Here is a 26,321-nt window from a genome sequence, read left to right on the forward strand (position 1 = left end):
TTCACCAGCTTCAGTTTAATTTAATTTCCCTCCTCCAATTAAATATAACAGTGCCATTCTCACTGCTATTCCACTGGTCACTTGTTGAGAAATTAAACTTAATTCTGGATCATCCATTAATTCTGAACTTAATTCTACCCCTCGATTCACTGGCCCTGGATGTAATATTTTAACATCCGGTTTACAGGATTTTAACCGTTCATGGGTGATGCCAAATAATTGATGATATTCGCGTAAACTGGGTAATAAATGGGCGGTCATTCGTTCCTTTTGTAACCGTAACGTCATGACAAAATCGGCATTTTCTAAAGCGGGTTCTAAATTCCAATGTAAAAAGAGTTTTCCGGGGCGATTTTTGCCAAATTCTGCAAACAGTTCGGGTAATAACGTCGGAGGTGCTGCTAAATGTAATTCGGCTTCAGTTGCGGTCAAACTCCAAATATTAGAACGGGCTACCCTAGAATGTAAAATATCTCCAACAATTGCTATTTTTTTACCTTGTAATAATTCAATTTTAGGTTGATCAGAATCCAGAATTCGGCAAATGGTGAATAAATCTAATAATGCTTGAGACGGATGTTCGTGTTGACCATCTCCCGCATTCAACACCGCTACTTTAGCATTTAAACGGTCTAATTCAGCCGCGATCGCAAAGGGAACTCCCGCTTCTTTATGACGAATTACCATCATATCCGTTCCCATGGCTAAATAGGTTTTAGCTGTATCAAGAATTGTTTCGCCTTTCGTCAGAGAAGAGGTTCCCGGCGCAAAATTTAATGTATCTGCGGAGAGTCGTTTAGCCGCGAGTTCAAAACTATTCCGAGTGCGAGTTGACGGTTCAAAAAATAAATTTGCCACCACCTGACCTTGTAAAGCCGGAACTTTTTTAGTACGACGACCTAACACTTCTTGAAAGCTTGTTGCTGTTTGCAAAATTGTGTTATATTCCGTCGGCGTAAAATCAGCTAAGGATAAAATATGACGGCGAGTCCAGGGAGCAGTAGCCATTGTCAATCCAAAATGATGAGGATTTTGATCCAACATTTAATCATACTAGGTGCTGGTTCAAAACGGAATAGGAATCGCAAGCCTTGAATAATAAGGTAATTGTTATTTTCAGAATCCACTTTAAACCATGAACCGTATCCAACATTTTTTAACTCGTTGTCTCGTTGGCGTTACTATTCTTAGCTTAAGCAGTTGTGGTACTCCTCCTGTTGACACCCCAACTCAACCGCAAGCCTCTCCTGAAGCCACAATTTCTCCTTCAACCCCACCTGAACCTCAAAAACAAGCTCTTTCCCCGGCTAACACCGTTTCTGTAACGATTTATCAGGTCGATAATCAATGTTCTGAGTTAGTTCCTCGTCAAATTACGGTTCCTAAAGAACAAGCCTTAGAAACCGCAATTTCTGAGGTTTTAGAACAACAAAGCAGTTCTGATTTCCCCTTAAATTATCGCATAAATACCGATAAAAATCAACAAATTGTCACGATTGATTTTCGGGTTCCCACAACGGCTGAACGGACGTTCAATTCTTTATCGAGTTGTGAACAATTAGCGTTATTTGGGAGTTTACGCCAAACCATTACCAGTAATCCTGACTGGCAAATTAATGATGTCATTTTTACAGAACAGGGGGAAGAAATTACCTTATAATAAAAGCTTCATAGGTTTAATTAAGCTAGAGGTTTGTCTACAAATCAAAGAGTTGCTATAGTAAGTTGTGAACTTTTTATGCAATTAAATTTTTTGTGAACCAACTTCGCCGCTTAGATTGGTCTTACCTCTACGCTTTCTTAGGAGAAGCTACTCTTGCTTTAACCTTTGTATTTTATATTCTGATCGCTCGGGTTCTGGGGCCAGCAGAATATGGAATTTTTGCGGCTGCGATCGCCCTAGCTGCGATTCTCTCTCTATTGATTCAATTTGGTTTCCCCACCCTGATTAACCGTGAAGTCGCAGCGAATCCCATTGAAGGGCCTAAATACACCATTCGTTTTCTACTGTTAGAGGGTTTAACTTCTATCCCCGTTCTCTTGCTGTTGCTGCCTTTAGCATTAGTCTTAGGTTATGAAGGCAATGGATTAATTGTTTGTTATTTAGCCGTTCTCTCAGAAATAGCCCGTGCTGCCAAAATGACGCTACGGGGAACCCTCAAGGGGATGGGATGGTTTAGAGCAGAAAGTATCTCGGTCGCCATCGAACGTTCTGCTGTTGTTGTGATTTCCACAGCAGTTTTGTTTTTAACTCGCAATTTAGTATTTGTCGTTGGCACAATCGTAATTGTCCGTTTTTTAGACATTTTAGGACTGCTTTACTTCCTGAAACGGAAGGTCAATCTTTGGTCTGGCTTGAACTTCAATACAGGTCTAGCCTCCCTGAAAATGGCTTATCCCTTTGCCATGTCGGGTCTTCTCTGGATTCTCTACTACCAGGTTGATTTAGTCATGATTAAAGGCATGGGTTTGGATGAACAAGCGGGACTTTATAGTGCTTCTTATCGGATTTTAGAAATTTTTTCTGCATTACCCCGTGTAATTTTTTATGTCATTTTTACGCGCCTAGCTCGTTATCACGTCAATGAGCCTCACCGAGTTCCAGAACAAATTTACAAAGCCACACGTCTTTTATTAGTGGGAGTTTTGCCCATTCTCTTAGTTGCTATCTCTATGCAGGGAACTTTAGTGGAAGTGCTTTATGGCGCGAAATTTTCAGGTTCTGTTGCTTCTTTAAGAATTCTGCTTTCGAGTTTGAGTGTGAGTATGTTTGGTGTTTTTACTCAAAATTTTTTACAAGCAACAGGCCGGGAGCATTTTTTACCCCGAATGCTATTTTTAACAGCTAGTATAAACATTTTTCTCAATACCCTTCTCATTCCTCAGTGGGGCGCAGCCGGAGCCGCTTTTGCCACCTTAATGAGTGAGATTATTTTGTGCGCTGCTGGGTTCACTATTATGATTCGAGAGGGGTATCAACGCTCTACAACACGTCTGGCAATCATTGTGATCTGCTGTTTGGCTTTAAGCACGAGTCCTTCTTTTATGTTGATGGGTTTATCTCCTGTTATTGGAATTGGAGTGATGGGAATTAGCTTAATTACCATTCTGTTCCTCATGCAACCTAAACAATTTTTAGGAACATCACTAGCTCAATCAACGCCCAATGAAAAATGAGAAATGGGGAATCAGAACCAGGTATTAGCTAACCCCTCCCTTATCAGTTGTAAACCGTTAAAGATTTTATCTAAATCGGTAGGCAAGAGTATTCCTACCTTTAAGCCTACCGATTTAAACAGGTCAGAACTTACGCACAAGGGGATAAAAAACCCGGTTTCTCCTGAAGGCTAAGAGCTATAAACTTAATTTTGGGTTCAGAAACCAGGTTTTTGCGTAAGTCCTAAAGGTCTGTTGGGTTGTTTCAAAAACCTCTTAAAGACAGTCTTAATTTATTGAGAAAGTTAGAAAGTTGTTGAGTCATCTGCTCAGGAATTGGGGATTGATCAAATTTCCACAGCAGTCTACTGGCTAAAATCACACTAATAATGAACAAAGTTAGATAGATTAATTGTACAATAAATGTAGGAAAGATATTCAATCCGAGGGAAAGCCAAAGGGTTTCAAATTCAGGGTACAAACGAGTCAAGGGTTGATGGCTGAGATAGATATAGTAAGACCAAATGCCTAAAAAGGTTAATCCTTGAAACGCTAAGGGAATTCGAGACTGTACAAATGCCGCTAAGTTAATTGTCCAGAGAATTAAGCCAACCGTAATCACAAAATCTGAGAAAATCCACCCCCATAATCCGATATAAAGCAAGGTTTGTCCCAGTAACCAAATGCAAAATCCTAGCCATCCTGTCAGGGGGTTAAGAATGATCTGATTGAATTTTTGGGGAGATTGAATTAAAGTTAATCCAGCTATCATTCCTAATGTAAATTCTGCAATTCGGGCGGGAAGGAAGGAAAAGGGTGATCTCGCTTGTAATAAGCCAAAAAACTTATCTTCTTGCAGTTCTAACACTGAAACCGGATCAGGAATGAAACCGAAAAACTTATGATCATGGGCGGTTGGTAAACCATCTAAATAATAAATTGAAATCCCCCGATAGATAAATTCAATCCCTAAAGTCGCTAAAAGAATTAAACTATAAGATCTCAGGGTTGGAGATTTTTGTAAAGCTTGATATAAAATTGGGAAAGCCAAATAAAATCCAATAATAAAAGGGACATACCAAAATGCTCCTGTTGGCCCTCCTTGGAAAGATTCAAAAAAATTAGTTAAGAGTAAAGTATCTAAAATTGTCCGCACTAAGGCAAATTTAACAGAAGTCAGATAAGCTAATAAGGGAAAAGAAAGTAAAACAGCAAACCAATAAACGGGTAAAAGGCGACGGAATCGACGATTAAACCATTTTTTCCAATTGAGGGCTGATTGTTTTTTATAACAGGAATAACTTAATCCGAATCCACTTAAAATCACGAAAATATGAATCCCTTGCCAGCCAAACCAATATCCTTTCAAATGGACTAAAACAATCCAGGCGATCGCTAATCCCTTACAGAAATCAGTTAACTCAAGAACATCTTGCTGAGGTCGTATTTTATTCATAAGTAGATGTCTAATTAAGTTACCAAGAGTCGGTGAGAAACCCTCAATTTACAGTTGAGATTAAAAACCCCTTGAATATCGCCTGTCCTAGATCTTATCTGGTTTTTATAATTTTAGCGGGAACTCCAGTGGCGATCGCATATTCTGGTAAATCTTTTGTAACCACTGCACCCGCCCCGACAATACAACCTTTGCCAATTTTTACCCCATCTAAAACCGTTGAACCTGCCCCTAACCAAACATCATCCTCAATCACCACTGCACCTTTAGTATAAACCCCCTGTTCCATCATCGGAATATCCAAACGGTCTGTAATATAACGTCCGCCACCAATATAACAATTTGCTGCAATTAAAACGGAACGACCTATCAGAATTCCCGCCCCAGATGTAATCACGGTATTGCATCCAATATCGGTTTTATTTCCGATGGTAACTCCCCCTGTTTTGCCTTGAATCACGCAATTTCGAGAAATAATCAAATCATCTCCCAAATTAATCCCCTCATCCCCTGCACCACTGGCATCTAAAAGTACATAATCATCAATCGCTACCCGATTTCCGAGTGTTATTTTGTTGGGATGACGTAACACAATACCTTGCCCTAAAATCAAGCCTTTTCCAGCCTGTTTAAACAAAGAAGGATAAAGCAGTTTACGGGTGATATAACCGAGACTTCCGGGGAGGTTACTGCCCAGTAATAAGGCAAGTTCATAGGTCAGAAAAGGTAGGAATTTTGTTGTACCAACAGCCTTTTCTTGATAGCGTTTCAAAGCCGAGGACTGACTTTTATTGAGTTGTTCCGAAAGGGGAACTTTACTTATTTTTTGTTTATCTTCAGGGGCAACCATAATTTATTGTTCAAGAATAGGTTTAAGTATTTTTGAGAGTAATCCAACCTTGATCGAGATACCATTGAGCCATTTCTTTTAATCCTTCTTCGTCGGAATGACGAGGTACAAAGTCTAATAGATTTTTCATTTTAGACGTATTAAAGGATCGATCTTTGGTATAAAAAGCCAGCCGTCGTCGATAGATGGGGGGTTCAATTCCCAAGGGTCGGAAAATCATCTCAAACAGATCTCCAATGGCAAAAATCGGAGCCGCCGGAAATTTAATAAATTTAGGAGAAACGCCGTAATAATCTCCTATTAAATTAACCATATTTTGGAAGGTCATGGCTTGGGGGCTGCCACAAATAAAGACTTCTCCAACAGCACGGGGATGTAGGGCTGTTAAAATAAAAAAGTCGGTTAAATCATCAACATGGATAAAATGGAGTAAATTCTGAGCATTTCCAATCACAGGAACCCACTTTTTAGCGACCCATTTATAGATTTTTAAGAGTCGTTTCTCTCCGGGGCCATAAATTCCAGCAGGTCGAACAACGGTAACGGGTAATCCTTCAGTTTGACCAAATTCTTTAATCCAAATTTCTCCTTCTAATTTGCTTTGCTGATAAATATCACCTGGATCAAAAGGGGCATTTTCATCTCCTGGGGGATTTTCAATATGACCATGAACCCCAATGGTAGAAACATGAACAAAGCGCTTAAAATCCGGTTGTTTTAATGCTGCTTTTGCTAACAGTTGGGTACTCAAAACATGAACATTATAATATCCTTCATCGGGAGATTTTGCTTCCCGAAAGGGGGTAACCATGTGAAAAATATAATTAACATTTTGGATGGCTTGATTAACCAGGTTAGGATCAAAAACGTCACCCTGTAACCATTCAATGGGCATTCCCTCGAAGGGTTTGAGGTTGGAAGTCGGGCGGGCAATTGCCACAACACTGACTCCTTGATTAACTAATTTTCGTAACAATACTGAACCTGTAAATCCAGTTCCCCCAGTGACTAAAACGCGAGAACCAGGTGGTAGTTTATAGTTAGATTCTTCCATTTTTTTTCCCCTATAGGACAATCAAAAATTCAATTTTTGGTAAATTTAGCAATGACGGGTGAACCTAAAAGATGAGTTAACCCAGAGACTCGAAAGGGCTGTTCTAAAACAGATGAGACTGTAGGTGATTTTAACGCACGATGCAGCACCATTGGGATAAAAAACTGGGGATAACGTTCCGTTTGTTTTAATCCCAAGGATTTAAAAAAGTCTATTAATTCCGATTCATCATAGGTAATATAGGTTCGAGTATTGCCTTCTAAACCCTTTTTAAACTTAAATAAATAGGGGGCAATGGAATTAACACTCCGTAGGGTAGGATAGTCAATAATGACGGCTTTTTTAGCAACGCGGCTGAGTTCAGAAAGAAATTTTTGCCACTGGGTAACATGAGCTAAAAATCGATAACTAATCACCACATCAAAGGCATTATCGGGATAGGGTAAATCGAGAACATTACCCACTTGGAAGGAACATAAATTGGCATCAATGAGGGTTTGAATGCGGTTTTTACAGATTTCATCGCTCCCTAAAACCGTGACTTGATAACCATTTTCAATCAGGGGTTTTGTAATTTGTCCGTGTCCACCTCCCACATCTAATACCGTTGCTTGGGGATAGGCTGCTAACAGTTTTAAAGTGGCTTCTTCTTGAACTTTTAGTAACCATTGTCCCAATTCTCCCGCAAAACGTGAGGCGTAGCCGTCTGAAGAAGTTTCAATATCGGCAGTTTCAGCAAAGCCATTTTTTGAAACGATAGTTTGTTCTTGGGGTGGCATTTTTGCAGAGGAATTAGAACGAATTGCTAACTGATTTTGAATAAACCGTACAGGATTTTCTAAACGGCCATAGGGTTGAATTTTTGTCTGAGAATTAAGTAAAATTTGCTTGATGCTATTTCCGGGTTTTTGGGGGTTAAATTCTCCCTCAATATTAAACCCAAAACTTCCGGGTCGAGATGCTTCTGTGGCTAAGGATAAGGGATCAGTTCCGGGTAAAACTTGCCATCCTTTCTGTTCGGCTAGTTTAAAATAGGGAGGTCGTAACCAGAAGATAGGACGAGCGGAATTATCCCCTAAAAATAGTAAGGGAATTTGATCAGAATTTAATAAATGATTCAGTAATTTGCCTCGTTTCCCGATCCATTTTCCCACGCCCCAAGGCAGAACTGAAATTCCTCCCATTGCTTGAATTGCAGTTAAGGTTGTTTCTAAGGGTAAACCATCCTCAACGCTTTTGTCTGTAATTAAAGCCAGAACTTCTAATTTTTCGGCAGTTACGATTTGGCGACCTGCAATAATAAAAACACTTTGATTTTGTTGATTTTTAGCTTCTATTGAAAAGGGTTCTTGCGTTTTGTGAAATGTCCATCCTGCAATATTATTGGGTTGAGATTCTGCATAGATTAGGAGTTTTTTAAACTCATTGATTCCTTGAATTTCTGTCAAAAAAAGTAGAGAAATTGGAGATTCGGTTTGGGAAACCTGTTGAAAGTTTTTTAAAGCTGAGTTTAGCAGTTGATCAAGGGGAAAACAGTCATGGATATGAACATGAGCATCAATCCATATCTTCTGGCTATTTTGGGTAAGCGTTTGAGTTTTAAGAGGGTTCATTTTTTTCTTGGCTATCGTTTATACTTTAGAAAAATATTAAATCTTCGCTAAAGATTGTATTCCATTACTCAAATTAATATCTTTTATTTCCTCCTCAATTTGGGTTTGACTCCATCCGAGAGCTTCACCCATCGTTTTAGCACAAATATTAAGGGTTTCCTGGGAGATATCTCCAGCACTCCCCAATTCTGTCCGACGAAAAACAACATCACTTAATTTTTGTGCCATTTCCTCATGAATGGCATGAAGCACTTCTGCTTTGATCAATTCTGTCTCATTCAGAATTCCTTGAGAATCTGGGGAATCCTTGAGATAGTTTAACACATTAGGATAACTAGAACCATAGTTATAAACTAATCGATGAATTTGACTTTCTGTTAATCCTTGATTTTTTCCCTCTAAGATGGCTTGATGTAAAAAATCATTAAAACTTTCGATTTTTCCGCCGTCAATTGGTGTAATCGCTGATTTAGATTCAGGGGGGTATTGATCCCAAGTTTTAAACACAAAATCAACAGCTTTTTCAGCTACATCTCTAGCAGTTGTATATTTAACACCTAGCACGGAAATTAATCCGGGACATCCATCTTGAGTATGATCTCGGAGTTGATATTGATCTGCTAATTTGGGTTCTCCTGTTTTGGCATCAATTCCAATTCTAGGCAGCAGTCCCCCATGCACAAATGAAATGTCTTCTCGTTGTAATTTTGCGGCGGGATAAACTTGATTAATTTCGCTAATAAACTCTTGAATTTCTGCTTCTGTAATTTTAAACTGATTGGGATCTTGATCGTAAACACTGTACCAGGTTCCAATCATAGATTTACCGCGCCAAGGAGCTATAAAAAAGAAGCGACTTTTCTGAACTGAACCGTTAGCTAATTGACGTTTTGCACCGGAAAGACCAACGGCATAGGTATCAAATAAAGGTCGAGTGATTAAATTCATCGCTTTTGCCAAATTCAGGGGCCGTAGCGGTGAGTTTCGGGGTAAAAAATTGAGAATTTGATTCAACCAAGGGCCACTGGTATTAACAACGGTTTTGGCGCGAATCTCTAGTTCTGATGCGGTTAATTCGTCTTTAACTTTAACCCCAGTTACTCGATTTTCTGTGAATAAAAATCCGGTGACTTCTACATAGTTGGCTAGGGTTGCTCCTTGTTGTTCAGCAGACTTGAGAAACGATAGGGTTAAACGTTCTGAATTGTAAACTTGAGCATCACAAAAAATTGCTCCCCCAGTCAGTCCAGCTTCAGGAATATTAGGAAGCAATTCTTGACATTCAGCTTGAGAAATAATTCGACCATTGGGGATATGTTTTTGGGGGTCATTCAGTTGATTGCGATCGCTACTGATAATATCATTAATCAACAGTCCCAGAGTTAGGGCTTCTCTCCCCTTGGTTCCGTGTCCGTAGGTGGGGACTAAAACGGGTAAAGGATGGATTAAATGCGGCGCAATTCCCATTAATGTAGTGCGTTCTTTTATTGATTCTCGCATTCGCTTAAAGTCGGCTTTTTGCAAATAGCGCAAACCGCCATGAATAATCTTTAAGCTATTAGCAGAAGTCGCACCTCCAAAATCGGCTTTTTCGACTAAAGCAACGGATAAACCTCGTAAACTGGCATCCCAAGCGATACACGCCCCATAAATGCCTCCTCCAATAATTAAAAGATCATAATTATTTTCGGTCAAGGCTGTTAAATTTCTTTTCATAACCCCCTTACAAGGTAACTGAAACGGTGACAAGTTACTCCTGGTTATATCCGACTGACACGGAGTTTGGCAAGAGTTCCTGTGTCAATTCATCATAGAGGCGATTTGATTGTTGACGGAATGCACTATAACTATATTTTTCTTGAACTAAAGCTTTTCCAGCTTCACCAAGTTTTGTTCTCAAGGTTTCATTGGTAATTAAATTCACCATCCCTTGAGCAAATGCTTCGGGTTCGGGTATTGCGAGTTGAGCAACTTCAGGATTTAAAACTTGAGTATGGGTAAATAAATCAGTAGCTAAAACGGCTTTTCCACTATCGAGGTAGGAATAAATTTTCATCGGTGTATTCTTGCCTTTGGTGCGGGGAGAAACTAAAATATCGGCTTGGAAAAGATAGATATCGAGTTCGCTGGCAGGTTTTTTACCCAGGAAATGAACCTTATGATCAATACCCAGTTGTTGAGTTTTTTGTTGATAGAATTCAACGTCTTCTGGTTCTCCTCCAACAATGACTAAATCTGCTTCTTGAGTTTGTTTAAGAGTCAGGGCAAAGCTATCGAGCAATAAATCAATCCCTTGATAACTTTCTAAATTCCCCACATACATCATCAGGAGGTGATTAATGTTTAAATTCTGTTTCAAGTCTTCAGTGAGTTGATTGGGATTTGATTTCAACAAAGAAACATCGGGAAGCAAAACGACTTTTTGTGGCTTATATTCAGCAATATCATTTGCTAAAGCTTGACACACAGGGACAACCGCTTGTGCGTGTTTAACGGCTAATCCTTCAAAGGTATTGAAAACTGATTTCAAGGGAGATAATTTTGGATATTTTTCGATCATCTGTTGGGCGACAGATGAATCCATATCATAAACATAAGGAATTTTAAATAGAAATTTAATCAGGAGAGCAATAAAAGCGGTTTCTTCAACGGCATGAATTAAATCATATTTTTTTTGAACTGTTAATTGTAAAACTTTAAATATCATCAAAACATCATAAACTAACTTTTTCCCAGAAAACCCTGGTCGAACATTGCTACATCCTGGAACTTTGGCAGCGCGATATAAGGTGGTATTACTATAAGTTACATCTCGCCCTTCAGGATAGGCAACAACATCAATCTTATCTCCCCGTTCTGATAACACTTTTAGAAGCATATCATCGGCAATGGGAGAGCCTCGATCTTCGTAAAAAGGGTGAGGAATTAGAAATAATATATTAAGATTCATTTTATTGTTAAAAGCGGGTAATGGGGAGGGAGTTTGAAAGAGTATGCTATCAACAGGACTTGTTTGATTGAACTCCAATTCTTTATTTAAGTTCATAAGCTTCCCCTAGATCGTTCAAATTTATCACACTATAAGGCAATATTAACCTTGGAGTAGAGAGAAGTCACGCGGGTTTTGTGAAAAATGACCGTAAATTCTCGGATCATTTGTAAAGATTAGGTAAAAACTGGCGATACTCCCCGGAGTTTCACGGAGACAAACAGCCTAAACCTTGGCTTTGCAAAGTTTCAATGGCTCAGTTCTAATAATGAGTTTTGCCCCATGTCAAATTCTTTAATTTGGACTTTTTTACACAGTCAACTTCACCAAACTTTACGAGATCGTCAACTGTTACCGAAGTCTCAACGGCTGTTGGTGGCGGTATCGGGGGGTCAAGATTCTTTGTGTTTACTGAAATTGTTGTTAGACCTACAACCGAAGTGGGGATGGGAATTAGGGGTGGTTTACTGTGACCATCGTTGGCGGTCTGACTCCAGTGCTAATGGGGACTATATCGCACACCTGGCCCAGTCTTGGCAACTCCCGTTTTATCGACGGGTGGCGACGGAAATTCCCAACAGTGAGGCAACGGCTCGGCAATGGCGTTATCAAGTTTTGGCTGAAATTGCCGAAGAACATCATTATCCAGTTATTGTTACCGGTCATACAAAAAGCGATCGCGCGGAAACCCTACTTTATAATTTAATCCGGGGTAGTGGTTCTGATGGTTTACAAGCTTTAACTTGGCAACGTTCTCTACAGTGTAGAGACGTTGCATGCAACGTCTCTACACTTCAACCCAATTTAACCGCTTCTATTCAGTTAGTGCGTCCCTTATTAGAGATTTCTCGTGAACAAACCGGGCAGTTTTGTCAAGAACATCACTTAAAAATTTGGGTTGATAGTACCAACGATGATTTACATTATGCTCGTAACCGAATTCGTCAAGAACTGTTACCTTATTTACAAACCCATTTTAATCCTAAAGTTGAATCCCATCTTGCCCAAACAGCCGAATTATTACGAGCAGAAGTTGACTATTTAGACTCATTAACAGAAACCCTTTTTCAACAGATTGTAGTCTTTGAAAAAGAAAGTCAAAAACCCTTAAAAATCAATCGATTGATCTTACGTCAAACCCATGAAGCGTTACAACGTCGAGTTAGTCGAAAAATTTTACAACAGGTTCTGTCAACAACTCCTAACTTTGAACAAATTGAAAAATTAAACGCTTTAATTTCAGCCCCCAACCGCAGCCAAACCGACCCTTTTCCTGGGGGGGTCATTGCCCTTGTAGATGGGGAGTGGATCGTCTTTACTCTGAGATCAAAAGAGACTTAAATTCCCCTCAATAACTTTTACTCTCGGCAATTTCTAATACAATTGTTAAGAACTGTTCTCCTTTGCAAAACACAACCCTACAATGCACAGTAGAACAATAACTTGACAAAGGAGCCTTCCTATGGCGTATGTATGCGAACTAGGGGCGGGTCAAAGAGTGTATTTAGAAAATCAGGGTGTGCAAACCGTTATCACCTTGATTAGTAGTAGTCCAGGGCAACAACAACAGGCCAGTAGCAGTTTTGCGACCGGAGTTTGGAGTTCACCTCCCCAGGTGTTCCAAACTCCTTATGGTATGATGCTCAAAATCCTATCCGAGCAAGGGGAAAAAACCTTACAAATTCAAGGGAGTAGTGTCAGTGTCATCAGTGGAACCCCTTCGATGAACAACTCTGAACAACTACCTGTCCATGAAGTCACCAGTTTACCTGTGTCCCCGATGCCAGGAATAGAAGTGATGAAACCCATGAAACCCATGAGTTCGATGGAGCCGATGACTCCGATGACCATGAGTCCGATGGAACCGATGAAACCCCTAGAACCCATGAACCTAAAAATGGGAGATATGCAGATGAGCATGAACCCGATGGAAATGCGAATGGGGAATATGGAACTGCGAATGGGAGCATCTGCACCGAATAAACAAAATTTTTGTAGTCAATGTGGAGCATCGGTCAAACCCGAAGACCGATTTTGTTCGAGTTGTGGACATCAGTTATAAGTCATCCGTCAACGGTCAACAGTTAATACTTGAAAATGTCTATTAAAGTTAGTTTAAACCACCAGATTTCCTATCAGTTTGAACGTTCTGTTATTCTAGGGCCTCATACGATTGGGTTGCGCCCCTCTCCCCATTGTCGGACACCGATTTTGAGTTATTCTCTCAAAATTGCCCCCTCAGACCATCAACTGACATGGTTACAAGATCATGATGGAAATTTTTTGGCGAGAGTTAACTTTCCTCAAAGCACTGATTCTTTAAAAATTGAAGTGGATTTAATAGCTAAAATTCAACCTATTAATCCCTTCAATTTTTTTATTGAACCCGATGCTTCCAACTATCCCTTTCAATATCAACCTCGTCTGGCTCAAGAATTAATTCCTTTTTTAGAAATTCGAGAATCAGGAGAATTACTGAATCAGTGGGTTAAAATTAATCATAAAAATAATATTTATACCCTTGATTTTTTACTGGATTTGAATCGAAAATTAGCGGAAATAATTAAATATCAAGTTAGATTTGAACCGGGAATCCAGACCTGTGAAGAAACCCTGGAGAAAAAAATCGGTTCCTGTCGAGATACCGCTTGGTTATTCGTACAAATTTTACGACATTATGGATTAGCAGCGCGATTTGTTTCGGGATATTTAATCCAACTCAGTAATGATATTCCCCCTCTGGATGGCCCCAGTGGGCCATCGAAGGATAATGCTGATTTACACGCTTGGGCGGAGGTTTATTTACCCGGTGCAGGTTGGCTGGGATTTGACCCGACGTCGGGTTTAATGGCCGCAGAAGGTCATATTCCGTTAGTTTGTGTTGCTGACCCCTTAGAAGCTCGTCCGGTTTACGGAACTTTTGAACCTGCGGAGTCAAAATTAGACTTTTCGGTAACGGTTTCTCGTTATCATGAAATTCCTAGGGTGACGAAACCTTATACAGAAGAACAATGGCAAAATATTAATGATTTAGGGGAAAAAGTTGAAACGGATTTACAGCGTTTAAATGTGGGTTTAACGATGGGAGGAGAACCGACTTTTGTTTCCATTGATGATTTTGAATCTCCCCAATGGCGAATTGCAGCACTCGGAGAAGAAAAACGTCAACTGGCTGGACAATTGCTCACCCGTTTACAAGATAAATTTACTCAAAAGGGGGGATTACTTCATTATGGATTAGGTAAATGGTATCCGGGGGAAGTGTTACCCCGTTGGGCGTTAGGCTGTTATTGGCGAACAGATGGAATTCCTTTATGGCGAAATCCCGAACTTTATGCCCAAGAGGATCAAGATTATGGTTATATTCAACAAGATGTTTTAACGTTTATTGAAGCTTTAGTTAAAAATTTAGGTGTAAAATCAGAGTGTATTATTCAAGCGTATGAACCTAATTCTAATATTATTGCTGGATATACCTTACCGATTTTAGCCCTTGTTAAAAATGATGCTATTCACTGGAGTAGTTGTCGTTGGCGGTTGCCTAACTCCAATAAAATTGAACTGTTAACCGGGAATTCTCCCATTGGATTTCGCTTACCTTTAAGCTCTTTAAATTGGCACGCAGATGAACTTGAACAAGAAGCGGTTCTCCCCTTAACTCATCCCCCCATTGTTCGCAGTTCTGAACCTTTAGAATCTCCGATTAATTCGATTCGAGTGGCTTTAAGTGTAGAAGCAAGACAGGGCAAAATTCACGTTTTTTTACCTCCTGTAAGCTCGGCGCGAAGTTTTGTAGATTTAGTCGCCACGATTGAAAATACAGCCGCCCAGGTTCAATATCCTGTCATTTTAGAAGGATATACACCCCCAACCAATAGCGGGATTATTGGGTTTCAAATTACTCCAGACCCCGGCGTGATTGAAGTTAATATTCATCCGGCTTCTGATTGGAAAGAATTAGTTGAAATTACCACAACGTTATATGAAGAAGCGAGATTATGCCGTTTAGGAACAGAAAAATATCTCTTAGATGGGCGACGAATTCCAACGGGGGGCGGTGCTCATGTCACCATTGGCGGAAAAACGGTCTATGATAGTCCCTTATTACGCCGTCCTGATTTATTAAGAAGTTTAATTACTTATTGGCAAAATCACCCCTGTTTAACGTTTTTATTTGCTGATTTGTTTGTTGGGCCAACCAGTCAATCGCCGAGGGTGGATGAAGCCAGACATGAGAGTTTATATGATTTAGAAATTGCGTTTCAAAAGTTAAATTATCCGGCAAATGTTCCTCCTGAATTAGTTGATAGATTATTAAGAAATTTATTAATTGATATTACAGGTAATACCCACCGTTCTGCTTTTTGTATTGATAAATTGTACCCGATTGAAAATCATAGAAATCAATTAGGATTATTAGAATTTCGAGCCTTTGCCATGCCTCCTCACTCCCGAATGAGCTTATTACAATTGTTATTAATTCGGGCGTTAGTGAGTTGGTTTTGGGAAAAACCCTATCATTATCCGTTAATTCGTTGGGGAACAACCCTCCATGATCGATTTATGTTACCCTATTATTTAGGAGAAGATTTAAAAGCGATTTTAAGGGATTTACAAATTATTGGTTATGATTTTGATTTTGATTGGTTTGCCCCATTTTTTGAATTCCGGTTTCCCCGTTATGGAGAAATTACTAAAGAAGGAATTGGATTAGAACTGCGTCATGCCATTGAACCTTGGCACGTTTTAGGGGAAGAAACCGCATCGGGAAATACAGCCCGTTATGTCGATTCTTCCATGGAAAGACTACAAGTGAAATTAACGAATGCGTTAGGAAATTCCCCCAATTTTGACAGTTATTCGGATCGATATATTGTCACTTGTCAAGGTCGTCCGATTCCGTTAAAATCGACTGGAAATCTAGGGGAATATGTGGGAGCGGTGCGATTTCGGGCACGACGATATGCCTCAATTTTACATCCCGATCTTGATCCCCATAATCCTTTAATTTTTGATATTGTTGATACTTGGGCAGAGCGTTCTATTGGGGGCTGTACTTATTTTGTCAACCCTCCCGACGGGAAAATCTATCAACAATTCCCCGTTAATCATCGAGAAGCTGAAGGCCGAATGTTAGAACGATTTATGGAAATGGGGCATACATCAGGATTGATGAAAATTCCGCCTTTACATCTTAATCCTGAATATCCCTTAACCTTAGATTTGCGTCAAATTCCTTAATTTATTCTAAACCTGCATAAGTTGTAGAATCATCCGGCACTTCTGCGGCTTCTTTGGGGCTGGGTTCTATCCAAATAATCGGCTTTTGACTCGGATCAATTCGGTTGCCTTGTTCCTGCATAATACTTTGAGTTTGCTGGGGATCAAAATAGCGACTGAATTCCTCCCTTTCTTTGGCTACTCGTTCTTCGGTCATTTTCACCTCAGCCCGAATATCCTGAACTTTTTCCGAGACTGAACGATGGTGCGGCAACATCTGAATTAAGGCTGATATAGAAAAAGCCGATAAAATTAAATTTACCCCTAACTTAACGGTTGTTTCCACCGTCAATAGGCGTCGGTTCTGGGTGCGTCGTTGCTGAGAAATTCGACGGGTACGGGGACGACGAAAGGGAGAAGCGGATGGAATTGTTTGGGGAATAGGTCGAGTCGCAGACATGATCTTTTGATTCGGGTAACAATTGAGATCAGCAACGGTCGGAGTAAATTTTAGGCTTCCCGAAAACGGCTTCAGAATTAACCTTGAATTCGGATTCCCATAAAAAAACCGTCTCGACAGTTTGACCGAGTTAACACCCAATACTCTATCCCATTCGGATAGTCATTGTCTGCACTCTTAACATTTTCTGTCGAGACAGCTTGAGGAAGTGACCCGTTACCAGTGAATTCTCACCAGTAAGTTCCAAATTTCTATTTATACAGTTCTGTAGCCAAACGGAAGGCTAAAATTCCAGGAATCAAGGCAACAACCAGGGCAATAAACACCTGAGTATCTGTCATTTTTGAATAGCTCCTTTATCGAAAAATTGGGTTTGAAACTCCGTCCCTTCGGCAAGCTCAGGGCAGGCTCTTCTAGGACGGTTTTACAGTTAAATGCTGGTTTTTAAGTGGATATAATCCCAGGAACCAGCAAACCCCTTTAAGTCTCTTCGCTCAACTCAATTAAGATGTCTTGGCTTCACCCAACACCTGAACCAATCAGGTTTAGATTTTGTCCGAACTAGAGAAGTATTCGGAGGTCTGTACCAAATTGAGTCTCCATGAGCTATTCACTTCTTACGTCGTCTAAATTAGTTTAGACAATCCCCGCACTTTCAGTGCAAGGTTAGTGAAAAATTGAGATAATCGTTCACCAATGTCAACTAATTTGGACGTTTTGGGAAGAGCATTGTAACAAAAAGTTGAAAAAGGCTGTTGACGGGTTTCGGGTTTCAGGTTTCGGGTGTCACCAACTGCTCCCCCTGCTCCCCCTAACTAGCCCCGAAAACGTCAAACTCCAATATAATCTAAAATTAGGACACTATAGGAATCATCAATCGTTAATGTTAGATCTTGATAACGTTTTTGAATTTTCTCGGAATTTAGAGTTAAATCTTCTTGTATTATTGCCTATTTTAGTTGCCTTAGAAGCCGTATTGTCTGCGGATAATGCCATTGCTTTAGCTTCTATTTCCTGTGGTTTAGAAGATAGCAAGCTTCAAAATAAAGCTCTAAATATTGGGTTACTTTTAGCCTTTATTTTACGGATTATTTTGATTCTTACGGCTACTTGGGTAATTAAGTATTGGCAGTTTGAGCTATTAGGAGCATTATATTTACTCTGGTTAGTTTTTCGATATTTTACCAATAAAACTCAGGAAAATCAATCTGAAGAGGCTGTTCGTTATAAATCTTTTTGGCAAGTTTTACCCTTGATTGCCATTACAGATTTAGCCTTTTCTCTCGATAGTGTGACTGCTGCGATCGCTATTTCAGATCGAGCTTGGTTAGTGATTACAGGGGCAACGGTAGGGATTATTATTCTGCGATTTATGGCAAGTTTATTTATTCAGTGGTTAAAAGAATATGTCTATTTAGAAACGGCCGGATATTTAACGGTTGGTTTAGTGGGATTACGATTATTACTACGAGTAATTGATCCAGCGTTAGTCCCACCGGAATGGTTAATGGTTATCCTTACCTTAAGTTTATTTGCTTGGGGATTTTCCCAACGAGTGACTGATTCTCCCAGTAATTCTTAATTGTTAACGGTTAACTCTCAATTGTTAACCGCTAACACCCTCAAAATTACTCAACTAACCAAGGTTTAATCGTGGGTTCCCAATTGGCTAATTCGGCATCACTAAACCATAAGCTGATTTCGTTTTGTGCGGTTTCAATCGCATCAGAACCATGAATAATATTGCGACCAATATTAATCCCAAAATCTCCCCGAATGGTTCCGGGTTCAGCGTTTAACGGGTTCGTAGCACCGATGAGTTTACGCGCAGAGGCTACCACACCATCTCCTTCCCAGACCATTGCCACAATTGGGCCAGAGGTAATAAAAGACACTAAATCCTTGAAAAAGGGTCTTTCTTTGTGGACTGCATAGTGTTTTTCTGCTAATTCCTGAGAGGGGATGAGCAGTTTCAAACCGACTAGGGTAAACCCTTTAGTTTCAAAACGCCGAATAATTTCCCCCACGAGTCCACGCTGAACGCCATCGGGTTTAATCGCAAGAAATGTCCGTTCCAAGGGAATCTCCTTAGTTGTCATTAAAGTTCACAATTTAGATTACCGTATCCCTGGTGACAGATTGCTAGTCAATCTTAACTTAACCCGTTAAACTGTCTGATGGTTGCTCAACGGCAAGGATAGAAAATATGGACGTCAACGCACTTACCCCCACAACACAAACCCCCCAGGTTTCGACGGACTCCCCCAACGGAAAACCTCAAAAAACCTGGACAATTGAAGACAGTGAAAAACTCTATCGCATTCAAGGCTGGGGTGATCCTTATTTTTCCATTAATGCCGCCGGTCATATTACGGTTTCTCCCAAAGCTAACCGAGGGGGTTCTTTAGATTTATTAAAATTAGTCGAATCTTTAAAAAGTCGCAATATTGAGTTACCGTTATTAATCCGGTTTCCTGATATTCTCGAAGATAGAATTGAACGCTTAAATGCTTGTTTTGCTAAAGCGATCGCTCGTTATAGTTATCCGGGGGTTTATCGCGGGGTTTATCCGGTTAAATGTAATCAAGAACGGCATTTACTAGAAGATTTAGTCCGGTTTGGTCAACCTTATCATTTTGGTTTGGAAGCGGGTTCAAAGCCGGAATTATTAATTGCTTTAGCGTTATTAAAAAATCCTGATTCGCTGTTAATTTGTAATGGTTATAAAGACCAAGAATATATTAATACTGCCCTTTTAGCCCAACGGCTGGGACAAACGGCGATTATTGTTTTAGAACAAATTGAAGAAGTGGATTTAGTTATGGCGGCGAGTCAACAATTAGGGATTCGTCCCATTGTTGGAGTTCGGGCTAAATTAAGTACAAGAGGTATGGGACGTTGGGGCGGATCAACGGGCGATCGCGCTAAATTTGGCTTAACGATTCCTGAAATTATGGAAGTGGTTGAAAAGCTGAAAAAAGCTGAAATGTTAGACAGTTTGCAACTGTTACATTTTCATATTGGTTCTCAAATTTCTTCCATTAGTGTATTGAAAGATGCCCTACAAGAAGCGAGTCAAATTTATGTAGAATTAGCTCAATTAGGGGCAAACATGAAATATTTGGATGTGGGAGGAGGTTTAGGAGTTGATTATGATGGCTCTAAAACGAATTTCCATGCCTCTAAAAACTATAATATGCAGAATTATGCCAATGACGTTGTAGCGGAGGTTAAAGAAGCTTGTGAGGAGCGAAAATTAGCGGTTCCAACGTTAATTAGTGAAAGTGGACGAGCGATCGCATCCCATCAATCGGTATTAGTTTTTGATGTTTTAGGAACCAGTGATATCCCCATGGGAGAACCTCCCGTTATTTCCGAAAAAGATCATCTGATTTTAAGAAATTTGGATGATACTTATCAATCCATTAATGAAGATAACTATCAAGAAGCGTATCACGATGCAACCCAATTTAAAGGAGAAGCCATTAGTTTATTTAATTTTGGTTATTTAAGTTTAAGCGATCGCGCCAAAGCGGAAAAACTTCATTGGGCTTGTTGTCGGAAAATCTTAGAAATTGTTAGAAATTCCGATTATATTCCTGATGAATTGGAAGACTTAGAAAAGATTATGGCTTCGATTTATTATGTGAATCTTTCTGTCTTCAAATCCGCCCCGGATACCTGGGCTATTGATCAATTATTCCCCATTCTACCGATTCATCGATTAGATGAAGAACCGACAAAACGGGCAACTTTAGCGGATTTAACCTGTGATAGTGATGGCAAAATTGATCAATTTATTGATTTACGCGATGTCAAATATGTTTTAGAATTACATCCTTTAGAACATCCCTCAAATTCGGCTCAAAATCCCAATCAAAAACAACCTTATTATTTAGGAATGTTTTTAGCGGGTGCTTACCAAGAAATTATGGGAAATCTGCATAATTTATTTGGGGATACCAATGTTGTTCATATTAAACTCACCCCCCAAGGGTATCAAATTGAATCTGTGATTAAAGGAGATACCATGCACGAAGTCTTAGGTTATGTTCAATATGATACAGAAGATTTAATCGAAAGTATTCGTCGCCAAACTGAACAAGCGTTAGAACATAATCGCATTAGTTTAGAAGAATCTCAATTGCTATTACAAAACTATGAACGCAGTTTGCGGCGTTATACCTATCTACATTAATTCCACAAAGAGGGAATAGGGAACAGGGAACAGGGAACAGAGGGGACAATAAAATAGGGAATAAGGGATAGGAAAAAGTGATTAGCTACTCGACAATTATTTGTAGTATTTGTAGCAAATATTTAAAGATTTCAGATTAGATTGCAAACTCATGACTTTACAAATCATCCGCTTTTAGATAGATGAATGAACCTAGAACGTTCAGTTAGGGTTAATTAGAAGTTCTTTCATGGAGTCTAACAGTATGGTTGCTACAAGCAATGCCAAAGTGATTAGCGATCTGGAGTATGATTTACTGGCTGTTTTGAAAAACAAAACAGAAGCCATTGAAATTTATAATACCTATATGCAAGATGCCCAAGAAATGGATTCTCAGCCTTGTGTTCAATTGTTTGAAAAGTTGCAACAAGAAGAAATGAGACAAGCTGAAGAAGTTCGTCACCATCTTCAGGAAGTGATGCAGAAGGGCAAAATGTAATCGATTAAAACATTTCCACTTTCCTAACAATTAATCATCAGTTATCCGTTATTAGTTATTACAAATTGTAGGGCATCAAATCTTAAAAATTTTAGTTTTTAAGGGTTGACTTTGATTTGAGTTTTCGATGGTGATGGATATTATTTTTAACAGTAGATAAAGTTGCTTTTTGAGCTTTATAAGCTTGCCATTGAGTCAACAATTGATACAAAACAACAGTTAATAGTAATTCGTAGGCAAGGGATACAAGATGACTGGGATGAAACCATCCTAGGGAGTAATGAACCCCTGGAAACAACAGAATTGGGGATTTAAAAAACTGATCTAAAAAGGGTAAAAAGAGTTTAATTCCTCGCCCTTCTGCAAAAAAATCTAAAATTAACTGGGAACTATAAAGAATTAAGGTAAATCGGAATAAGTGTTGATAGGATATTTTCCAAATTTTGCTGGCAACCCAACTAATAATTAAACTAAAACCCAGGGTAAAGATTAAACTATGGGAAATTCCTCGATGAAACTCTATTCCTGTTAACATTTGGGGGATAAAATCAAAATCCGCACAGGTTGCGATAAAAACGGGATATAAAATATTTAGATCAAAACGGCGAAATGGATAGGATTTGGGGATGAGATGGGTCGGTAAATATTTGCCGAGAAAATATCCAGCCGTTGCATGAAATAAAGGAGAAGGCATAATTGCTAATAGACGAATTGATCCTGATCACCATCATCTTGAAAATCCTAATATTTCTTGATTTTGGAGATTAACCTAGACTAACTCTATTATGACAATTTTTTTTAAAGTTGCAACAAAACCCGGTTTCTCTATAAAAGCCTTGAGTTGACTGGATGAACAAAAGCTAGAAACCGGGTTTTTCTCATCTAAGCTAACACTAAATGGGGTGTTAAGGGTGAACCACATTGTGAACAACATTTATGATGTGTTGGATTTAAGGCTCCGCAACTTGGACACCCTAACGCCTTACCATTGGTTTCCACAATTGCAGGTTTTAAACCCATCATATCATCATTACTGTGACCGGGAGCTACCATTGGGAAACAATCTTCATTGCGAGTTACCCGCACATCTAATAACATCGGGCCATCATAAGCCAACAATTCAGTAATGGCATCTTTTAACTCTTCCCGTCGAGAAATATTCAAAGAGCGAATATTATAAACATCGGCTAATTTAGCAAAATTCGGACTGCCTTTTTCTAAGTTTGTGGCTTCATAACGATCATCATAAAATAAATGTTGCCACTGTCGTACCATTCCCAGCCAACCATTATTTAAAATAATCGCTTTCAGCCCAATATTATATTGAGCAATAGTTCCCAATTCCTGCATATTCATTTGGAAACTTCCATCCCCACTAATACAAATGACTTGTTCATGGGGTAAAGCCATTTTTGCACCCACCGCCGCCGGAATTCCATATCCCATTGTGCCTAAACCGCCACTAGAAATCCATCGACGCGGCCCCGTTTTCAGAAATTGAGCCGACCACATTTGATGTTGTCCGACATCCGTTGTATAGAAAGCATGGGGAGCTTGACGAGACACTTCTACAATCACTTCTTGGGGGGAAATTCCTTGTTCTGGGTGAGGGATTTCTAAGGGATATTCTAAGCGTAATTGGCTTAAATGTTGACACCAAGCTTGTGTTTTTTCGGGGTTAATACTATCTCCTAATTCATGAACATGACGCAACAAATCAATTAAAACTTGACGCACATCTCCAACAATGGGAACATCGGGTGTGCGTGTTTTTCCAACTTCGGCGGGATCAATATCAATATGAATCACTTTAGCATTTTTCGCAAAGTCATTGCCTTGACCCGCCACTCGGTCATCAAACCGTACTCCTAAAGCTATTAATAAATCACATTCTGTTACGGCAAAATTGGCATAAGCTGTGCCGTGCATTCCCAACATTCCTAACGATAACAGATGATTTTCATCAAAAGCTCCTTTTCCCATTAAAGTTGTTGTTACCGGAATTTGAAACCGTTCAGCAAGTTCCTGAATTTCGGAATGAGAACTGCTAGTAATGGCTCCGCCACCGACATATAATAAGGGTTTTTCGGCTTCTTGAATTAACTTTAACGCTTGATGAATTTGGCGAGGGTTTCCTTTAATAGTGGGTCGATATCCAATGAGTTTCACTTGACCAGGTTCAACGGGTTGATAATCAATTTTAGCAATACCAACATCCTTGGGAATATCAATTAAAATCGGCCCCGGTCGGCCACTATTTGCTAAATAAAAAGCTTCGGCTACAATGCGAGGAATATCAGCCGGATTTCGCACTAAATAAGAATGTTTAACAATGGGTAAGGTAATGCCATAAATATCAATTTCTTGAAACGCATCACTGCCTAAAGAACTGCGGGGGACTTGTCCGGTAATGGCGAGCATCGGTACAGAGTCTAAGTAGGCTGTTGCTAACCCGGTGACGAGGTTGGTAGCTCCGGGGCCAGAGGTGGCTAAACAAACGCCGACTTTACCCGTTGCTCTGGCATAACCATCGGCGGCGTGGGCGGCACCTTGTTCGTGGCGCACCAGAATATGTTGTAAATCTCCCGCCTGTTCGGCTCGATAAATTTCATCATAAAGGGGTAAATTTGCCCCCCCTGGATAGCCAAAAATATGCTTAACGCCATGACGTTTGAGACTATCAATTAAGGCAAAGGCTCCCGATACTTGTTGCTGAGTTTTCATCTTCTTCTCCTGAGATTCAAAAAATTTTGCTGAGAAATTCAATTTCTGGGCAAGAGGGTCATTTTAGGGCTGGCTATTGTTTAATTTGTCTTAATCTTAAAATAACAATTCAATTTCCGCTCTTGTCGAAATATTTTGGCATTTCCAGTTTAAATAGAGATGTTTCTATTTGTATATTAGAGCAACTTTATCCAATAAAAACTATATTTTTTATTAAATTTCAGAAAATTAAAATATTCTAAAAAATGGGTTCTGTTCAGCACTATTTGATTATACTCAATAGATCTCACCCAGAAACCCATTTTCTATCTCTTCAATGAATTAACTCACCGTAACAATGGATACAGATTGTTCCTGTTGTTGCAGTAGTAACCCATATTCTAGCCCTTCCACAACGGCTTGATAAGACGCATCAATAATATTAGTAGAAACCCCTACCGTTGTCCACCGTTGCTGACCGTTACTCGACTCGACTAAAACACGAGTTTTCGCGGATGTTCCTGAACCTCCATCAAGAATTCTAACTTTATAATCCCGTAATTGAAATTCAGCAATCATCGGATAAAAATTCATCAAGGCTTTTCTTAAAGCAGCATCTAAGGCTGATACCGGGCCATTTCCCTCGGCGGCTTCTAAAATATCTTGACCCTTGATGGTAACTTTTACCGTTGCTAAAGCATGGCAAATTTCATCACTCGATTTATCACAATGGACTTGAAACCCTTTTAAGGTAAAAAAGGTTTTCCGTGTTCCTAATGCTTCTCGCATTAATAAATCAAAACTGGCTTCCGCCGCTTCAAATTGATAGCCTTGATTTTCTAAATCCTTTAATTGTTGTAAAATTTTGCGGCTGGTGGGATTATTTCGATCTAAATCAATGCCAAAGGTTCTAGCTTTTGCTAAAACATTACTTAATCCCGCTTGATCTGAAACCACAATGCGCCGTTGATTTCCAATTGTTTCTGGGGGAAGATGTTCATAGGTTAAGGGATTTTTTTGTACCGCAGAAACATGAATTCCTCCCTTATGAGAAAAAGCTGATAATCCCACAAACGGCGCATGATCATCTGGGGCTAAATTGGCAACTTCACTGACAAATCGACTAACTTCAGTGAGTTTTTTAATCGCTTCATCTCCAATACAATTATAGCCTAATTTTAATTGTAAATTGGGAATTAAAGTACAAAGATTGGCATTTCCACAACGTTCGCCATAACCGTTAATGGTTCCCTGTACCATATTAACCCCTTCTAATACGGCTGCGATCGCATTTCCAACGGCAGTTCCTGAATCATTGTGAGTATGAATCCCAAATTGTAGAGGAAAGGGGGTTTCTAAGCCCTTGAAAGCTTGAATCACTTCTCGGACAATTTGAGTAATTTCATGGGGTAACGTCCCACCATTCGTATCACAAAAAACCAACCATTCAGCCCCAGCTTTTGCCGCAGTTTTTAAGGTTTCTAGGGCATAATTTGGATTAGCTTTATAGCCATCAAACCAGTGTTCTGCATCATAAATTACCCGTCTTCCTTGACTGCGGAAAAATTTAATGGTATCCTCGATCATGGCGAGGTTTTCTGTTAAAGTCGTTTGCAATCCTTCCGTAACGTGCAAATCCCAAGATTTCCCAAATAACGTCACCCAGCGAGTTCCCGCCGATAAAATTGCTTTTAAATTATCATCTTCTTCCGCATGGCTATTCGGTCGTCGAGTCGAACAAAAAGCAACAACTTCAGAATGCACTAAGGGTTGTTCTTGTAACTTCCAAAAAAATTGAACATCTTTAGGATTCGCACCGGGCCATCCTCCTTCAATAAAAGGAATTCCTAAACTATCTAATTGACGCGCAATTCGCAATTTATCATCCAAAGATAAGGATAATCCTTCCCGTTGTGCGCCGTCTCTTAACGTTGTATCGTAGATCCAAAGGGGTTGAGTCATGGCTGGTAAAATTAACACTTAACAATAATTTTGATCACCCGCAAATCCAGATGAGATCGATGAATGATCGAGATGCAGATGTCAGCATTCCATCACATTGTTATTGTGGCGTTCTGCTCTCTAACTGCTACATTATTATAAATGTGTTAGCTATATTTTCCTTTTTCACTCTTATTTTACTT

At 39.5% G+C, this 26,321-nt stretch carries 21 protein-coding genes; 8 read left to right on the top strand and 13 right to left on the bottom strand.

Going from position 1 to position 26,321, the window contains the following annotated elements; genetic code table 11:
- Positions 1–15: 15 nt before the first annotated feature.
- Positions 16–1,008, bottom strand: a complete 993-nt coding sequence (locus IQ236_RS09835; protein WP_193869096.1) for an aspartate carbamoyltransferase catalytic subunit — start codon at positions 1,006–1,008, stop codon at positions 16–18.
- A gap of 127 nt (positions 1,009–1,135) precedes the next feature.
- Here IQ236_RS09835 and IQ236_RS09840 point away from each other — a divergent pair, with 127 nt between their 5' ends.
- Both IQ236_RS09840 and IQ236_RS28170 read left to right on the top strand, forming a co-directional pair.
- Positions 1,136–1,660: a GerMN domain-containing protein gene (locus tag IQ236_RS09840; RefSeq protein ID WP_190519605.1), complete on the top strand. Its 525-nt coding sequence runs from the start codon at positions 1,136–1,138 to the stop codon at positions 1,658–1,660.
- 95 nt (positions 1,661–1,755) lie between these two features.
- Positions 1,756–3,177 carry an oligosaccharide flippase family protein gene (locus IQ236_RS28170; RefSeq protein ID WP_193869097.1) on the top strand — a complete coding sequence of 474 codons (1,422 nt, stop codon included), beginning with the start codon at positions 1,756–1,758 and terminating at the stop codon, positions 3,175–3,177.
- Positions 3,178–3,421: 244 nt separating this feature from the next.
- On the opposite strand, the gene IQ236_RS09850 is transcribed toward IQ236_RS28170, so the two are convergent.
- The 6 genes from IQ236_RS09850 to IQ236_RS09875 form a co-directional block, all read right to left on the bottom strand.
- Entirely contained in the window at positions 3,422–4,612 is a 1,191-nt protein-coding gene (locus IQ236_RS09850; RefSeq protein WP_193869098.1) for an acyltransferase family protein, read from the bottom strand.
- Between the two features lie 94 nt (positions 4,613–4,706).
- A complete protein-coding gene (locus IQ236_RS09855; RefSeq protein ID WP_193869099.1) occupies positions 4,707–5,462 on the bottom strand; it encodes an acyltransferase in 756 nt (251 codons plus the stop codon).
- A 22-nt stretch (positions 5,463–5,484) separates the two neighbouring features.
- Positions 5,485–6,516: an NAD-dependent epimerase/dehydratase family protein gene (locus IQ236_RS09860; protein ID WP_193869100.1), complete on the bottom strand. Its 1,032-nt coding sequence runs from the start codon at positions 6,514–6,516 to the stop codon at positions 5,485–5,487.
- 29 nt (positions 6,517–6,545) lie between these two features.
- Positions 6,546–8,129, bottom strand: coding sequence for a class I SAM-dependent methyltransferase (locus tag IQ236_RS27670; protein WP_228041521.1), 1,584 nt, complete (start codon positions 8,127–8,129; stop codon positions 6,546–6,548).
- A 36-nt stretch (positions 8,130–8,165) separates the two neighbouring features.
- Entirely contained in the window at positions 8,166–9,845 is a 1,680-nt protein-coding gene (locus IQ236_RS09870; RefSeq protein ID WP_193869101.1) for a glycerol-3-phosphate dehydrogenase/oxidase, read from the bottom strand.
- A 34-nt stretch (positions 9,846–9,879) separates the two neighbouring features.
- Complete coding sequence (locus IQ236_RS09875; RefSeq protein ID WP_193869102.1) at positions 9,880–11,079, bottom strand: glycosyltransferase; 1,200 nt, start codon at positions 11,077–11,079, stop codon at positions 9,880–9,882.
- A gap of 321 nt (positions 11,080–11,400) precedes the next feature.
- Between IQ236_RS09875 and tilS the strand changes: the two genes are divergently transcribed.
- The 3 genes from tilS (at position 11,401) to IQ236_RS09890 (ending at position 16,359) form a co-directional block, all read left to right on the top strand.
- Positions 11,401–12,459, top strand: a complete 1,059-nt coding sequence (gene tilS, locus IQ236_RS09880) for a tRNA lysidine(34) synthetase TilS (RefSeq protein WP_193869103.1) — start codon at positions 11,401–11,403, stop codon at positions 12,457–12,459.
- A 121-nt stretch (positions 12,460–12,580) separates the two neighbouring features.
- The gene (locus IQ236_RS09885) at positions 12,581–13,180 is read left to right on the top strand and encodes a zinc ribbon domain-containing protein (RefSeq protein WP_193869104.1); all 600 of its coding nucleotides are present in this window, start codon (positions 12,581–12,583) and stop codon (positions 13,178–13,180) included.
- A 35-nt stretch (positions 13,181–13,215) separates the two neighbouring features.
- Positions 13,216–16,359 (top strand): transglutaminase family protein, encoded by a 3,144-nt coding sequence (locus IQ236_RS09890; protein ID WP_193869105.1) that lies wholly within the window; start codon positions 13,216–13,218, stop codon positions 16,357–16,359.
- 1 nt (position 16,360) lies between these two features.
- Here the strand turns inward: IQ236_RS09890 and IQ236_RS09895 are convergent, their stop codons facing one another.
- Together IQ236_RS09895 and psaM are read right to left on the bottom strand one after the other, a co-directional pair.
- Complete coding sequence (locus IQ236_RS09895; RefSeq protein WP_190519633.1) at positions 16,361–16,798, bottom strand: slr1601 family putative cell division protein; 438 nt, start codon at positions 16,796–16,798, stop codon at positions 16,361–16,363.
- A gap of 251 nt (positions 16,799–17,049) precedes the next feature.
- Positions 17,050–17,139 carry a photosystem I reaction center subunit XII gene (gene psaM / locus IQ236_RS09900; RefSeq protein ID WP_193869106.1) on the bottom strand — a complete coding sequence of 30 codons (90 nt, stop codon included), beginning with the start codon at positions 17,137–17,139 and terminating at the stop codon, positions 17,050–17,052.
- A 542-nt stretch (positions 17,140–17,681) separates the two neighbouring features.
- On the opposite strand from psaM, the gene IQ236_RS09905 reads away from it, so the two are divergent.
- A complete protein-coding gene (locus tag IQ236_RS09905; protein WP_193869107.1) occupies positions 17,682–18,380 on the top strand; it encodes a TerC family protein in 699 nt (232 codons plus the stop codon).
- 46 nt (positions 18,381–18,426) lie between these two features.
- Here IQ236_RS09905 and ndk read toward each other — a convergent pair whose 3' ends face one another.
- Positions 18,427–18,876 carry a nucleoside-diphosphate kinase gene (gene ndk, locus IQ236_RS09910; protein ID WP_193869132.1) on the bottom strand — a complete coding sequence of 150 codons (450 nt, stop codon included), beginning with the start codon at positions 18,874–18,876 and terminating at the stop codon, positions 18,427–18,429.
- Between the two features lie 128 nt (positions 18,877–19,004).
- Here ndk and speA point away from each other — a divergent pair, with 128 nt between their 5' ends.
- On the top strand, positions 19,005–20,996 hold the full coding sequence (gene speA / locus IQ236_RS09915) for a biosynthetic arginine decarboxylase (RefSeq protein WP_193869108.1): 1,992 nt from the start codon (positions 19,005–19,007) through the stop codon (positions 20,994–20,996).
- 244 nt (positions 20,997–21,240) lie between these two features.
- Positions 21,241–21,474: a hypothetical protein gene (locus IQ236_RS09920; protein ID WP_193869109.1), complete on the top strand. Its 234-nt coding sequence runs from the start codon at positions 21,241–21,243 to the stop codon at positions 21,472–21,474.
- Between the two features lie 91 nt (positions 21,475–21,565).
- Here the strand turns inward: IQ236_RS09920 and IQ236_RS09925 are convergent, their stop codons facing one another.
- The 3 genes from IQ236_RS09925 to cimA form a co-directional block, all read right to left on the bottom strand.
- Positions 21,566–22,168 carry a metal-dependent hydrolase gene (locus tag IQ236_RS09925; RefSeq protein ID WP_193869110.1) on the bottom strand — a complete coding sequence of 201 codons (603 nt, stop codon included), beginning with the start codon at positions 22,166–22,168 and terminating at the stop codon, positions 21,566–21,568.
- Between the two features lie 188 nt (positions 22,169–22,356).
- On the bottom strand, positions 22,357–24,240 hold the full coding sequence (ilvB, locus tag IQ236_RS09930) for a biosynthetic-type acetolactate synthase large subunit (protein WP_228041522.1): 1,884 nt from the start codon (positions 24,238–24,240) through the stop codon (positions 22,357–22,359).
- A 279-nt stretch (positions 24,241–24,519) separates the two neighbouring features.
- Positions 24,520–26,139 carry a citramalate synthase gene (cimA, locus tag IQ236_RS09935; protein ID WP_193869133.1) on the bottom strand — a complete coding sequence of 540 codons (1,620 nt, stop codon included), beginning with the start codon at positions 26,137–26,139 and terminating at the stop codon, positions 24,520–24,522.
- Positions 26,140–26,321: the final 182 nt, after the last annotated feature.

It is taken from the genome of Planktothrix mougeotii LEGE 06226, assembly GCF_015207485.1.
GTDB lineage: Bacteria > Cyanobacteriota > Cyanobacteriia > Cyanobacteriales > Microcoleaceae > Planktothrix.

Coding starts and splice junctions, on each gene's coding strand:
- IQ236_RS09895 (WP_190519633.1), bottom strand. CDS start 16,798: ATGTCTGCGACTCGACCTATTCCCCAAACAATTCCATCCGCTTCTCCC.
- IQ236_RS09885 (WP_193869104.1), top strand. CDS start 12,581: ATGGCGTATGTATGCGAACTAGGGGCGGGTCAAAGAGTGTATTTAGAA.
- IQ236_RS09870 (WP_193869101.1), bottom strand. CDS start 9,845: ATGAAAAGAAATTTAACAGCCTTGACCGAAAATAATTATGATCTTTTA.
- cimA (WP_193869133.1), bottom strand. CDS start 26,139: ATGACTCAACCCCTTTGGATCTACGATACAACGTTAAGAGACGGCGCA.
- IQ236_RS27670 (WP_228041521.1), bottom strand. CDS start 8,129: ATGAACCCTCTTAAAACTCAAACGCTTACCCAAAATAGCCAGAAGATA.
- IQ236_RS09840 (WP_190519605.1), top strand. CDS start 1,136: ATGAACCGTATCCAACATTTTTTAACTCGTTGTCTCGTTGGCGTTACT.
- IQ236_RS09905 (WP_193869107.1), top strand. CDS start 17,682: ATGTTAGATCTTGATAACGTTTTTGAATTTTCTCGGAATTTAGAGTTA.
- tilS (WP_193869103.1), top strand. CDS start 11,401: ATGTCAAATTCTTTAATTTGGACTTTTTTACACAGTCAACTTCACCAA.
- IQ236_RS09875 (WP_193869102.1), bottom strand. CDS start 11,079: ATGAATCTTAATATATTATTTCTAATTCCTCACCCTTTTTACGAAGAT.
- IQ236_RS09835 (WP_193869096.1), bottom strand. CDS start 1,008: ATGGCTACTGCTCCCTGGACTCGCCGTCATATTTTATCCTTAGCTGAT.
- IQ236_RS09855 (WP_193869099.1), bottom strand. CDS start 5,462: ATGGTTGCCCCTGAAGATAAACAAAAAATAAGTAAAGTTCCCCTTTCG.
- IQ236_RS09920 (WP_193869109.1), top strand. CDS start 21,241: ATGGTTGCTACAAGCAATGCCAAAGTGATTAGCGATCTGGAGTATGAT.
- IQ236_RS09890 (WP_193869105.1), top strand. CDS start 13,216: ATGTCTATTAAAGTTAGTTTAAACCACCAGATTTCCTATCAGTTTGAA.
- psaM (WP_193869106.1), bottom strand. CDS start 17,139: ATGACAGATACTCAGGTGTTTATTGCCCTGGTTGTTGCCTTGATTCCT.
- speA (WP_193869108.1), top strand. CDS start 19,005: ATGGACGTCAACGCACTTACCCCCACAACACAAACCCCCCAGGTTTCG.
- IQ236_RS09860 (WP_193869100.1), bottom strand. CDS start 6,516: ATGGAAGAATCTAACTATAAACTACCACCTGGTTCTCGCGTTTTAGTC.
- IQ236_RS09925 (WP_193869110.1), bottom strand. CDS start 22,168: ATGCCTTCTCCTTTATTTCATGCAACGGCTGGATATTTTCTCGGCAAA.
- IQ236_RS09850 (WP_193869098.1), bottom strand. CDS start 4,612: ATGAATAAAATACGACCTCAGCAAGATGTTCTTGAGTTAACTGATTTC.